General features: G+C 38.0%; 14 protein-coding genes and 1 riboswitch. Of the genes, 9 read left to right on the top strand and 5 right to left on the bottom strand.

Translation table 11 applies throughout. The features are described from left to right. From H7254_RS21310 to H7254_RS21330, 5 genes are all read right to left on the bottom strand, one after another. Nucleotides 1–1134, bottom strand: a 1134-nt coding sequence (locus H7254_RS21310) for a PLP-dependent aspartate aminotransferase family protein (RefSeq protein WP_301934897.1), incomplete at its 3' end; no start/stop codon positions are given. After that, complete coding sequence (locus H7254_RS21315) at nt 1134–1490, bottom strand: type II toxin-antitoxin system HicB family antitoxin (protein ID WP_301934898.1); 357 nt, start codon at nt 1488–1490, stop codon at nt 1134–1136. The genes H7254_RS21315 and H7254_RS21310, both read right to left, overlap by 1 nt. Then, a complete protein-coding gene (locus H7254_RS21320) occupies nt 1487–1744 on the bottom strand; it encodes a hypothetical protein (protein ID WP_301934899.1) in 258 nt (85 codons plus the stop codon). Before H7254_RS21320 ends, H7254_RS21315 begins: the two co-directional genes overlap by 4 nt. A gap of 104 nt (nt 1745–1848) precedes the next feature. Continuing rightward, nucleotides 1849–2064 carry a hypothetical protein gene (locus tag H7254_RS21325; RefSeq protein ID WP_301934900.1) on the bottom strand — a complete coding sequence of 72 codons (216 nt, stop codon included), beginning with the start codon at nt 2062–2064 and terminating at the stop codon, nt 1849–1851. Between the two features lie 39 nt (nt 2065–2103). Continuing rightward, nucleotides 2104–3429, bottom strand: coding sequence for an APC family permease (locus H7254_RS21330; RefSeq protein ID WP_301934901.1), 1326 nt, complete (start codon nt 3427–3429; stop codon nt 2104–2106). Between the two features lie 162 nt (nt 3430–3591). Then, nucleotides 3592–3809: riboswitch (cobalamin riboswitch) on the top strand. Nucleotides 3810–3932: 123 nt separating this feature from the next. Between H7254_RS21330 and H7254_RS21335 the strand changes: the two genes are divergently transcribed. From H7254_RS21335 to H7254_RS21375, 9 genes are all read left to right on the top strand, one after another. Beyond that, on the top strand, nt 3933–5864 hold the full coding sequence (locus H7254_RS21335) for a TonB-dependent siderophore receptor (protein WP_301934902.1): 1932 nt from the start codon (nt 3933–3935) through the stop codon (nt 5862–5864). A gap of 51 nt (nt 5865–5915) precedes the next feature. Beyond that, a complete protein-coding gene (locus H7254_RS21340; RefSeq protein WP_301934903.1) occupies nt 5916–6512 on the top strand; it encodes a DUF6580 family putative transport protein in 597 nt (198 codons plus the stop codon). Nucleotides 6513–6787: 275 nt separating this feature from the next. Continuing rightward, nucleotides 6788–6961 carry a hypothetical protein gene (locus H7254_RS21345; protein ID WP_301934904.1) on the top strand — a complete coding sequence of 58 codons (174 nt, stop codon included), beginning with the start codon at nt 6788–6790 and terminating at the stop codon, nt 6959–6961. Nucleotides 6962–6987: 26 nt separating this feature from the next. Then, nucleotides 6988–7923 carry an ABC transporter substrate-binding protein gene (locus tag H7254_RS21350; RefSeq protein WP_301934905.1) on the top strand — a complete coding sequence of 312 codons (936 nt, stop codon included), beginning with the start codon at nt 6988–6990 and terminating at the stop codon, nt 7921–7923. Nucleotides 7924–8156: 233 nt separating this feature from the next. Further along, on the top strand, nt 8157–8657 hold the full coding sequence (locus tag H7254_RS21355; RefSeq protein WP_301934906.1) for a PAS domain-containing protein: 501 nt from the start codon (nt 8157–8159) through the stop codon (nt 8655–8657). Between the two features lie 12 nt (nt 8658–8669). Further along, nucleotides 8670–9182 (top strand): bifunctional adenosylcobinamide kinase/adenosylcobinamide-phosphate guanylyltransferase, encoded by a 513-nt coding sequence (locus H7254_RS21360; RefSeq protein ID WP_301934907.1) that lies wholly within the window; start codon nt 8670–8672, stop codon nt 9180–9182. Then, complete coding sequence (locus H7254_RS21365; protein ID WP_301934908.1) at nt 9179–9958, top strand: diphthine--ammonia ligase; 780 nt, start codon at nt 9179–9181, stop codon at nt 9956–9958. The genes H7254_RS21360 and H7254_RS21365 overlap by 4 nt, the downstream gene beginning before the upstream one ends. Before the next feature lie 28 nt (nt 9959–9986). Continuing rightward, entirely contained in the window at nt 9987–11012 is a 1026-nt protein-coding gene (gene cobT, locus H7254_RS21370; RefSeq protein WP_301934909.1) for a nicotinate-nucleotide--dimethylbenzimidazole phosphoribosyltransferase, read from the top strand. Between the two features lie 126 nt (nt 11013–11138). Continuing rightward, nucleotides 11139–12583, top strand: a 1445-nt coding sequence (locus tag H7254_RS21375) for a TonB-dependent receptor (protein ID WP_301934910.1), incomplete at its 3' end; no start/stop codon positions are given.

The raw sequence follows: 12583 nt of genomic DNA on the forward strand, positions 1-12583 counted from the left end.
ATCTTTAATTATATAATCGGCCTCTTCCAAACCAACATACAACCGCAACATGCGGTGTTCTTTATGTTGTGGATTAAATTGGGAAGCCACAAAACCGGCGCATTTTGGGATTATCAGACTTTCATGTCCACCCCAGCTTACCGCCATTAAAATATGCTGTAGGTTGTTGCAGAATTTTTCAATCTGTTCAACAGTGTCAGCCTTTATAATAAAAGTGAGCAACCCACATGCTCCCTGCATTTGCTGTTTAGCCAGGGCATATTGCGGAAAGCTTTCATCAAAAGGAAAAAGTACCGCTTCCACTTTATTATGTTGGTTTAAATAGTTAATTACTTTGGTGGTTGTTTGGGTAATGTGTTGCAGCCGCATGGGCAAAGTGCGCAGGCCACGAATCAATAACCACGCATTAAAAGGAGAGATGCCGCTGCCAATATTCATGTACTCCGAATTGAAAATCCGTTCTATCATTTTTGAACTTCCGCTTAGCACGCCCGCTACGGTATCGCTGTGGCCGCCAATGTATTTTGTAGCGGATTGCAAAGTAAGATCAATGCCATAATCCAATGGCCGCTGATAAATGGGCGTGCAATAACTGTTGTCAATTATGGTTATAATATTTTCTGCCTTTGCAAGGTCTGCAACAGCCTTTAAATCCTGCAGGGCATAGTCCCAGCTATTAGGACTTTCTAAATAAATAACGGTGGTATTCGGTAAAATAGCCCGCTCAAAATTTTCAATCTCACGGCCATCAATATATGAAGTGGTAACACCAAAACGGGGCAAAATAACGTTGAACATTTTTTGTGCCCAGGTATATGGATTTTTTACAGAAACAATGTGGTCGCCGCTTTTTACATTGGCCAGTACGGCTGCAAAAATAGCTGCAGCACCACTGTTAAACACAAGGCAATCTTCTGCATTGTCCAGCGCTGCTAATTTTTTTCTTAAAATATCTACCGTAGGGTTCAGTCCGCGGCTGTATAAATAAGTAGCATATTCATCTGCAAATGCATTGCGCATCTGGTTTACTGTTTTAAAAGCAAAATTGCTGCTTTGAATAATGGGAGGTGCAATGGCATTGAAATAATTTTCTCTGTCTTCTGCCAGTTCGTTGATGATGTAAGAGATGTCCATTAAGAGTGATTAAGCACTTTTTTATCAATATTATTTTTAATTGCTTCAGCAACAAACTGATTTAAAGACATGCCTTTTTTTAGGGCGGTATAGATGGCATCGTAGTGTAATTTTGGTTCAATACGAATATTGAATGAACCTTTTACAGATTTATAGGGTTCTTTACCAGCTTCAGCACACAAGGATAAATAATCATTCACAGCCTGTTGAAATGCCTTTTTTAATTCTTTTACGGAACCACCTTCAAAAGTTACGAGATCATTTATACCTTCAATTTTTCCATAAAAACATTCATCTCCATCACTATAATTTACAGAACCAATAAATTCCTTATATTCAATTATATTTTCTGTCATAATTTTTTTTGTGTTTTTAATTCATTGATAATGTACTCCCGCACATAAGCTTTGATAATATTTTGGGGATGTGGTTTATGGATTCTTAAAATATGGTTTGTTTCTACATTTATAAAAGCAACTCTCGATCCCGAGGTTTTACCCTTATTTGATTCTGAATAACCTAACCCCGTTAAAACAGTCTTTAGCTCTTCATAGGTAAAATCTTTGGGCTTTCGCTGCAGGCGATCAATTAACTTTTCAAATTTAGACATATTTTTTTATTTGCAACTACTTTTCAGTTGCTATTTTAAAATCATATTAATAAAATATAGAAGATCCGTAAAACGAAAAATTACTGATACAATGCCGCTCTTGCTCATTGGTATTTTTCTATAAGATTTTTAGCACTGTATAAATCTGGCTCATCATTTAAAAAATTAAAGGCACTACTTTGTTCCAGTAGTTTCATTAAATGTCGGGTTATTATTTCATTGTTGGCTTTACACAACATAAAGTCTGTAAATTTTCTCAAAGCATCCAACTTATTCGCAGGCAGCAAATCAATTTTGATTTTTATTAATTCTTTCGTCATGATCATTTTTAGATTCTATAAATGTAAATTTTTTGAAGGTTATTTATTTTTAACGATAAAATAGATTGCAACAAATACCGCTAAAATACCTGTACCAGTTATAGCCGCTATCGGGTCTGCAATGGTAATACTTACCCCTACAAAAAAATACGCAGCCATAAATATTAACGGCAACAGCGGGTACAGTTTCATTTTGTAAATGCCGGTGCCGTCCAGGTATTTTGTTTTTTTACGAAACCAGAAAATGGTAGCACTGCTCAACACCATACCAAAGCAATCTAAAAAAATGGTAAAGGTTAATATTTTTTCAAACTGCTGGCTAAAAAAAAGAATGATGATGCATACAGCAGCAAATACTGTTAAAGAAAAAGTAAGTACCTGTGTTTTATCATTTTGTTTTGCAAATAATTTTGGCAGGCTTCCATCTTCCCCCATGGCATACATTACCCTGGGGTTACTCATCAACAAACCATTTACATACGCCAGCACGCCTAAAAATAAAAAAGCCGAAAATATGGTAGCGCCCCTGGTGCCAAAAATTCTGTCAATTACTACATAGGCAATTTCCTTTTCACCCTTCATCTGGTTAAAGCCAATGATGTTATAGTAACTCATGTTTACCAGCAGGTATAAAGTGATAATGATGAGGATGCCGATAAAAATCCCCCTTGGAATAGTTTTGGCAGGTTGATTTACTTCGTTGCCAAAATTGATGGTTTGCTGGTAGCCGCCATAAGTAAATGAAACGCCAATAAGGCTTACGCCCAGGCTTTTTATCCAGTCACTGTAATTGGCTGATTTGCTAATGTGCTGATTTGCTAATGAAACAGTTTCATGCGCATAATGAGAAGGGAAGAACAATGCTGCTATCAGCACCAGTATCATGCTTATTTTAATCACCATCAAAATATTCTGTGCTGCGGAACTTATTTTTAATCCTTTTAAATTAATAACATAAAAAAGGATAATTGCGGCAGAACTTACCAGGGCTTTGTCAATATCTGTAAAGTTGCCTGGGAAAAGTTTTAATAAATAACCGCTGCCAATTAGCGCCACAGCACTTAAACTGGCGGCATTGCTTACCAGTATTAAACAATTAATAGCAAAGGCAATACTGGGATGATAGACTTTTGCAAATACTTTATAATAGCCACCGGTTACAGGATAACGGCTTCCTATTTCTGCATAAGTTAAAGCACCGCAAAAAGCTACCAGCCCGCCAATGATCCATGCACTGAAATAAACCGAAGGCTCAATGGCGTCTTTGGCACTGGTAGCTGCGGTACGAAAAATACCCATACCTATTACCAGCCCTACCACAATCATGGTAAAAGAAAAAAGATTCAGCTTATTTTTTACTTGCATACTGAAAAGATACTGCATGCGGTTATAAAAATTGTACCTGTTACAAAAAATCCTCCTAAACTTACAGGTGAGTAAGTTGTCTCAGGTGTTAAATAAGAAGTTGCTATTGTTTGATTGTATCAACAGCACTTTTATTATTTAGATAGTAAAATTCAATCTCCCTACATTTGCATTGAATTTGGTTTTTTCGCTTCAATGCGAAGAATTAAAAGGGAAGCCGGTGTAAATCCGGCGCTATCCCCGTAGCTGTAAGGCGGCCCAACCGAACCTCCCAAAATGGAGGCGAAAGAAAGGCAACTTCTCTCACACCACTGTTTTTATTAACGGGAAGGTAAAGTGAACGCCAAGCCAGAAGACCTGCCGGATATCGCATTTAATCATTCACGGCTTTCGGGTGAAAGGCATGGAGTGTAAAAGCTGTAAGGCATTTATATTTCTAACCCTGTTTAAATAAAACAGCAGGGCAATTTTCCGGAAGCAGTCATAAAAAAATTTTTCGACAAATGAAAAAGAAAATTTTTATTGTGGCTGCTGTAATTATCAGTAGTCATTTGTACGCACAGGACAGTACAAAAAAAACATTGGATGAGGTAGTAGTTACTGCCACAAAATTTCCCATCAAACAGTCGCAAACTGGTAAAGTTGTTACGGTAATTGATCAGGAAACACTACAACGCAACGAAGGTAAAACACTCACAGAAATTTTGAATTACCAGGCAGGTATCTTTATAAACGGAGCCAACAATGCTTTGGGTACCAACCAGGATATTTACTTCCGTGGTGCCGGTACCGGTAATACGCTTATCTTAATGGATGGTATTCCTGTAGGCGATCCTTCGCAAATAAACAACTCGTTCGATCTTAATAATATCAACCCTACTCAAATTGAAAGGATAGAAATTTTAAAAGGAGCTCAAAGTACTTTATGGGGTAGTGATGCGGTAGCAGGTGTTATCAATATCATTACCAAAAAAGGCGGCCTCCATAAAATCAGTCCTGCGGCAAGTATTTCTTACGGCAGTTATAATACCTTTAGGGGCAGCGCAGGTATCAATGGCAAACTAAATAAGTTTACTTATAATCTTACCTATAATCATACGGATAGCAAAGGCTTTTCTACTGCTTACGATAGTACCGGCAATAATGGGTTTATTAGAGATGGGTTTAAGCAAGATAATTTTCAGGCAAATATAGGGTATCAGTTTACTGAGAAGTTAGCTGTTTCAGCCGCAAGCAATTATGGAAAATACAAAAATGATCTCGCCGCCGGTGCGTTTACAGACGATAAAGATTATACCAGTAGCAATACCAGTTTTATTAATTCGATAGCACTTGTTTATAAATTAAAAACGGGTAGCCTGCATTTTACAAATACATTTATCAATGCCCAACGGCAGTTGAAAAATGATACTACCAGTGCTGCCGGTAATGGAAATTATTACAGGGGTAATTTCAAAGGCAGATCCTACGTAGCTGAATTGTTTGGTAACGTTGCGTTGAGTAATAAATTTTCGCTGACGGGAGGTGTGCAGCGAATGGCTCAAAACACTGATCAAAACAATGCCGGTTACATACGTGATTATGATTATAGATATTCGTCGGTATTGGGAAAAGACAGTGCCCATACAACCAACTATTCTGTGTATGCTTCGTTGTTATTACTTAACATAAATGGCTTTAACGCAGAGGCCGGTGTACGTTACAACAACCACAGTATTTATGGCAGCAATGCAACGTACTCTTTTAACCCATCTTATAATATTGATGAAAATACCAAGGCATTTGTAAATATTTCTTCGGCGTTTAAAGTGCCCTCATTGTACCAGTTGTACAGCGAGTATGGCAATAAAAATCTGCAGCCGGAAGAAAGTAATAATTACGAACTGGGCGTACAGTCTTTTTCCAATAACAAACACAATTCCTTACGAATTGTGGCTTTTAAAAGAAACATCCGGCACGTCATAATTTCTTATTATGATCCGTTAACTTATGCCAGTAAATACATCAACCGGGATAAACAAAACGACTATGGCTTTGAGCTGGAAAGTACTACTGCCATTAATAAAATTGGTAACTGGATAAATAACTTTACCTATGTGGACGGAGAAGGTAAAAATGATAATGTAAAAGTTAAAAACTTTTACCGTCGCCCTAATTTCACCTTTAACAGCACACTAACGTTGCAACCGGCAAAGGGCTTAACAATAATGCCTTCTTTTCGCTTTGTGGGCAGCAGGTTAAAAGGTGAGTATGATGCAGGCCCGGCGTTAATGCCGCAGTATTATACTATTGATTTTTATACAGGATATAATTTTACCAAACAGCTTCGTGCATTTGTTGATTTACGCAATATAACTAACCAGCAATACTTTGATATTGTTGGTTATACCAGCCGTAAGTTTAATGCAATGGCGGGCCTAAGTTTTTCGTTGTAATTTTTATTGCAGGCAGCTAACTACTGCCTGCTTCATTTTAAAACAATCACCATGTCAACTCAAAAAATTAATCCCCGTTTTGCAGTTCTGCTGCTTTTAATGATTATAGTGGCGGCCATGCGCATACCCAATGCAGCACAGCTAACACCCTGGGCAAATTTTACACCCATTGGAGCCATGGGTTTATTTGGCGGAACCTATTTTACCAGCAAATGGAAAGCAGTTGCGTTTCCACTGCTGACTTTATTAGTCAGCGATCTTATAATTAACCTGTTTGTTTTTAAGGGGCAGTACGGTGCCATGTATAGCGGCTGGTATATTATCTATGGCATATTTGCTTTAATTGTTTTTTATGGTAAATGGATCATTCAAAAGGTATCTGTAAAAAATGTAGTACTGGCAAGTGTGGCAGCGGCTTTAAGCCATTGGCTGATAGCAGATTTTACTGTTTGGATAGGTGGCGGAACAGATTTAAGAACTATGATGCCGTTAACAAAAAACTGGGCCGGTTTGGTACAATGTTATACACAGGGGTTTCCTTTTATGAAAAATTTTTTAATGGGTACCCTTACTTATAGCGGTATTTTATTTGGAGGATTTGAATTGGCAAAGCAACGTTTTACGGTGCTGAAATTACAGATAGCGTAAAATAGTTGTACGTAGTACATGAGGAAAGGGGAGGGCTGAACAAGGAATTAAATTTGTTGTTATTATTATTTACATAAGCCAACTTGTATGTTTCCTAATCTTGCGCCTACCAAATCAACTGTCTTTATTGCAGCCAAAGAATACTCTTTTGAAAAATACAGGATAATAAAAAACTTTCCCAATGATGAAAAAGTTTGATATGGTGCAACAGATGGGAACTGCAAAGCTTTCTGTTTATTTGCATATTACAGAAAGAAGATAAAAAAACTGGCCGGTTGAAACAACAAGATTTTTATGAAATTTCAAGGGGATCACTCATAGAAGCCGACAATGAATTTGATATTGTTGTTGCACCTGGTTATTTTACCAATGAATCTATTAAAGACCTGGAAGATAAAAAGACTGGCACTTTGAAACCAACACAACCAACTGTTTTAATAAAAAAATAATCTCTCAACACTCCTCATTACTCACCATGAAAGTATGTTCCTTCCTTCCGGCCGCAACACAAATGATGTATGATATGGGGTTGCAGGAATATCTGTACGGCGTAACTTTTGAATGTTCCAAACGGGCCCTGGAAGAAAAACAAAAAGTAGTGCGCTATGTACTGGAAGGTAACACCTATACCAGCATAGAAATTGATAAAATATTTTCCGCCTCCAAAGCACAGGGCAAAAGTATGTATTATGTAGATGATGCTATTTTGCAGCAAATACAACCCGATATTATTTTTACACAGGATGTTTGTGAAGTGTGTCAGATTGATACTGCCTGTACCGCTGCCGCCGTAGCAAAACTAACAAAGCAACCACTGCTAATACCGCTTACGCCCAACAACCTCACCGATGTTTTTACTACAGCTATTGTAATAGCAAAAGCACTGGGTAAGGAAGAAGCCGCCTATAAATACCTGGCAGGATTACAACATACCATTGATTTTATTATTGATGAAATGCGCCGTACAAGGGCATTGCCAAAAAGGGTAATGCTGATGGAATGGATTGAGCCGATTTACAATTGCGGCCATTGGATACCACACCAGGTTGCCTATGCCGGCGGAATAGATATGCTGGCTAATCCAGGTGGCGATAGTATTGTAACACCATGGGAAAAAGTGCTGAGGTACAACCCCGAAGTGCTGGTAATTGCACCATGTGGTTTTGAAATAAAAAGAACAATGGAAGAGCTGCACCTGCTTACAGAAAAGCCAGGCTGGAGCAATATGACCGCCGTTCAGGAACAGGCCGTTTTTATAGCGGATTACGATTTGTTTACACAGCCATCTGCCGGCACGCTGGTTGATGGCATTCAATTGCTTGCAGCCCTTTTTAATCCCCATTTGTTTAAAGTACCGGTTCATTTACAACATAAATATTTAAACATTCAAAATGTGGCAGCTTTTGTGTAAGCCGGTATATAAAGTTGTGAACGTTGTGGATAGGTATTTGAATGTAAGGTGGGCAACATGGCTTAATGACAGTGCTGTGGAATAATTTTAAATAATGAAGAACAACAGTTGATCAATAAACAATTTATTGATTGTATTTTTGTAAATTACTGAAGTTTGTTGTGTATAAAATACAAGATCTCACAACTCAAAATCCTAATTAGAAAAAACTTTGTTTATTAAATTTAAATTTTATGGAATTAACGTCAAATAAAAATTGTAAAGCACCCCTTTTAAGCTGGGATATCTTTTGTATTACATATAATTCACTGATGAAAGATGCCGAGAAGCATCAGCAATCAGCATTGGCCATTAAACAGATTGCACTCCTTAATAAATGGAGTAAACAACAAACAAAAGAAGCTGTTGAAAATATACAGCAATATGTAATTGTAGTTACGGATCATTTACAACGCATATCTTATACAGGAAAAGGGTTTCAGGAAATGACGGGCTATAGTTTTGAAGAAGCCAAAGGTAGAAATCCTAAATTTTTACAAGGCATTGCTACCAACAAAGAAAATACACAGGCAGTAAGACAGCAGCTTTATCAAAAAGAATCTACGGAAATAATATTAGAAAATTACCGTAAAAATGGCGAACAGTATCTCTGTAAAATAATCATCAAGCCCATCATTAACATCAATAACAAATTGGTAAATTTTATTGCCTACGAGAAGGAAATTGCGGCCTGATTTCAAACAACCATGATCATCTTTATAACCGGTGGTGCCAGAAGCGGCAAAAGTAAATACGCCCAGGAAATAGCACTGTCATTGTCCTCAACGCCAGTATATGTAGCTACTGCAAAGCATTGGGGTGGCGATTTTGAAGACCGCATACAACGACATCAAAATGACCGCTCAGGTACCTGGACAAATTTCGAAACCGAAAAGGAAGTCAGTGCTTTACTGCTTCAAAACAGGGTGGTTGTAATTGATTGCGTTACACTTTGGTTAACTAATTTTTTTGTAGAATATAAAAACGATATTGACAAAAGTCTTGCTGCCTTTAAAAAGGAAATAGACTCGTTGTACGCAATTGATGCTACCCTGCTGATAGTAAGCAACGAGTTAGGAATGGGCCTGCATGCAGAAACCGAAGTGGGTAGAAAATTTACAGATCTGCAGGGATGGGCCAACCAGTATGCCGCCGCAAAAGCTGCTAAGGTTGTTTTAATGGTAAGCGGTATCCCCATTACAATAAAAGATGTTAAATGAAACCGTATGTTAACAATCTGAAAAAAGATACCGGTTTTTTGACGGAAGGCGATGTTGCCAAAACTTATATCAACTGGAGTGGTGGTAAGGATTCGGCTTTTGCATTGTATTTGATACAGCAACAAAAAAAGTACCGGGTTGATAAATTATTGACCAGCGTAAACGCAGCGTATAACCGGATATCCATGCACGGAGTACGACGGGAGTTGCTGGAAGCACAGGCCATTGCAGCAGGCATACCATTAACTACAGTAGAATTACCCGAACAACCCGATATGATGGTGTATGAAACTTTGTTAAATACCAAAATGGAGGAACTGAAAGTCGAGGGATTTACACATACCATTTTCGGTGATATTTTTTTGGAAGACCTGCGTAGATACCGGGAAGATAAATTGAGGATTGTGGACATTATTCCCTTGTTTCCCCTGTGGAAAATTGATACCAACAAATTGGTTAATGAATTTATTGAACGGGGGTTTAAAACGATAGTGGTTTGTGTAAATGAAAAGTTTTTGGATAAAAGTTTTTGCGGAAGAATTATTGATAAACAATTTATTGAAGACCTGCCAGTCAATGTAGACCCCTGTGGAGAAAATGGCGAGTTTCACACATTTGTTTTTGATGGTCCTGTATTTAAAAACCCTATTGCCATTACCAAAGGCGAGATGGTGTACAAAGAATATAAAGCACCCGCTAAACTAAACGATAACTGCAATCAGCCAATAGGTGCAACCGAAACACCATATGGGTTTTGGTTTTGCGATCTCTATTAACAAAAAATATAATTCTGTTAAATCGTTTATGAATAAGTATCTTCAAAATGAACTGCAACATAAAATAGATCATAAAACAAAACCTTTAGGAGCATTGGGAATGCTGGAAGCGATTGCTTTACAGGCTGGGATGGTGCAGAATACCTTATCACCAAAAATAAATCATCCAACGATAGTTGTGTTTGCCGCAGACCATGGTATTGCTGCAGCCGGTTTGGTAAACCAATACCCACAGGCCGTTACAGCACAGATGGTATTAAATTTTATAAAAGGTGGTGCTGCTATCAACGTGTTCTGTATGCAAAATGATATTGCATTGACTGTTGTAGATGCAGGTGTAAATTTTCTTTTCGATCCAGCCTTACCCATCATCCACGCAAAAATAAAGATGGGTACATCTAATTATTTATACGAAAATGCCCTGAGTACTGCAGAAGTAAATCTGGCAATTGAGAAAGGTAAAAATATTGTAACCAATCTGGCAGATGCAGGTTGTAACACCATTGGTTTTGGAGAAATGGGCATCGGTAATACTTCGTCTGCGGCACTCATCATGCATCACCTAATGCAACTTCCGCTAACTGCCTGCGCAGGCAGGGGAACAGGTTTAAATGACAAACAGCTACAACAAAAAATAGATACACTTCAGGCCGCGAGTGATTTTCATCAGTTGCAAAAAGAAACTTTTTCATTGTATGAATTATTAAGTAAAATCGGCGGCTTAGAAATTGCAATGATGGCAGGTGCATTTATGGAGGCTGCTAAACAAAAGATGCTGATTTTGGTTGATGGGTTTATTGCAACGGCAGCTTTGTTAATAGCCAGGGCTATTAGCCCAGACATATTATCTTTTTGCGTTTTTGCACATGCAAGTGATGAGCAGGGACACCGCAAAATGTTGCAGCACTTAAATGTTCAGCCATTGCTGCAATTGGGGATGCGCCTTGGCGAGGGAACCGGTGCAGCCCTTGCAATACCACTTATAAGAAGTGCCGTTGCTTTTATAAATGAGATGGCCAGCTTTGAGGCAGCGGGTATTTCTGGTAAGGAGTAGCCGGTTGTGTTAGAAGTTAAAACGAAAAGTCAGTTCTGCCGTAGTAGTAAGCGCTTTATTTTTAATTTGTCTTTTTTTTTTAAATATCTGGTTTAACTATTGTGTTTAAATTTTACAAAAAGTAGTATGTTATTAAGATTCATTTCAATTTTTTTATTAAGTATTTGGGGAACCCTGTTGACGGCTCAGAATAATTTTAAGGGTATTGTAATAAGTACGCAAGACAATCAGCCATTGGCGGGCGTAACCGTAAGTGTTGCAAACAACCCTATTGCCATTACTGATTCAATAGGAGTCTTTAGTTTTAGTGACAGCAACACCAAAGCTTACCTTGTTTTCACCTATGTTGGTTATACAACATTTTCAGGAAGTTTTATTTCAGATACAAATAACATCATTTCATTAAACCCCGCTGGTACCTTTTTACAAACTGTTATAGTAAAGGCTTTTGAAAGAAATACTACCATACAAAATATCCCGGTATCAGTAAGTATATTAAGCAAAGCTGATTTGGAAAGATATGGAAATACCTCATTTGTACAGTCCGTAAATACAGTACCAGGTGTTAAGATGGATGAACGCAGCCCGGGCAGTTACAGGTTGTCTATCCGGGGTAATTTATTGCGTTCTCCTTTTGGGGTGCGCAATGTAAAAGTGTACTGGAACGGTATGCCGTTTACCGATGCCAATGGCAACACCTACCTAAACCAACTTGGGTTCAACAATGTAGACAGGATAGAAATTATTAAAGGGCCGGGTGGTAGCATGTATGGTGCAGGTACGGGCGGTGTGGTGTTACTAAGCAATGGCATAGCAGATAAAAAAGAAAATAGTATCAGCATAAATACCCTGGCCGGCAGTTGGGGTATGTTTGAAACAAATGTGGGGTATAAAAAAAATACAGATAATTCAACCGTTACATTTAGCTATGCACATCAGCAAAGTGATGGCTGGCGAAATCATACCAACTTGCGCAGGGATGTAGCTAATTACACTGCTTTATTTACAATAAATAAAAAGCAAACCATCAGCACTAATATTTTTTATAGCGACTTGTATTACCAAACACCGGGCGGTTTAACTAATGCGCAAATGACTGCTGATCCAAGGCAGTCAAGACCTGCCAGTGGACCATTTAAAAGTGCCGCAGATCAGCAGGCAGCCTTGTTTGTAAAAACATTTTATGCCGGCTTTGCTCATACATATCAGTTTAATACAGCCTGGAATAATACCACCAGTATTTATACTTCCAATACCCGTTTTAAAAATCCGTCTATTTTAAATTACCAGCGTAAAACAGAACAGGGTATTGGAGGCAGAAGTATTACCCAATACCACAATAACCATGTGACTGTACATTTTGGTGGCGAATACCAATATGGGTTTACCAGCACAAGAACATTTGGTAACAGGCTTGGGGTGCCGGATACATTGCAGTTTGATGATGAGATTGCCGCAACACAATACAATGTTTTTTTACAGACGGATATCAGCCTGGCAGAAAATTTTATTATAAATGCAGGGGTTAGTTATAATAATTACAATTATGGTTTTACAAGGTTGAATCAACA

It is taken from the genome of Ferruginibacter sp. (assembly GCF_014377975.1).
In the GTDB taxonomy this organism is placed as follows: Bacteria; Bacteroidota; Bacteroidia; order Chitinophagales; family Chitinophagaceae; genus Ferruginibacter.

Coding starts and splice junctions, on each gene's coding strand:
- H7254_RS21330 (WP_301934901.1), bottom strand. CDS start 3,429: ATGCAAGTAAAAAATAAGCTGAATCTTTTTTCTTTTACCATGATTGTG.
- H7254_RS21320 (WP_301934899.1), bottom strand. CDS start 1,744: ATGTCTAAATTTGAAAAGTTAATTGATCGCCTGCAGCGAAAGCCCAAA.
- H7254_RS21355 (WP_301934906.1), top strand. CDS start 8,157: ATGGAATTAACGTCAAATAAAAATTGTAAAGCACCCCTTTTAAGCTGG.
- H7254_RS21340 (WP_301934903.1), top strand. CDS start 5,916: ATGTCAACTCAAAAAATTAATCCCCGTTTTGCAGTTCTGCTGCTTTTA.
- H7254_RS21350 (WP_301934905.1), top strand. CDS start 6,988: ATGAAAGTATGTTCCTTCCTTCCGGCCGCAACACAAATGATGTATGAT.
- H7254_RS21335 (WP_301934902.1), top strand. CDS start 3,933: ATGAAAAAGAAAATTTTTATTGTGGCTGCTGTAATTATCAGTAGTCAT.
- H7254_RS21325 (WP_301934900.1), bottom strand. CDS start 2,064: ATGACGAAAGAATTAATAAAAATCAAAATTGATTTGCTGCCTGCGAAT.
- cobT (WP_301934909.1), top strand. CDS start 9,987: ATGAATAAGTATCTTCAAAATGAACTGCAACATAAAATAGATCATAAA.
- H7254_RS21315 (WP_301934898.1), bottom strand. CDS start 1,490: ATGACAGAAAATATAATTGAATATAAGGAATTTATTGGTTCTGTAAAT.
- H7254_RS21365 (WP_301934908.1), top strand. CDS start 9,179: ATGAAACCGTATGTTAACAATCTGAAAAAAGATACCGGTTTTTTGACG.
- H7254_RS21360 (WP_301934907.1), top strand. CDS start 8,670: ATGATCATCTTTATAACCGGTGGTGCCAGAAGCGGCAAAAGTAAATAC.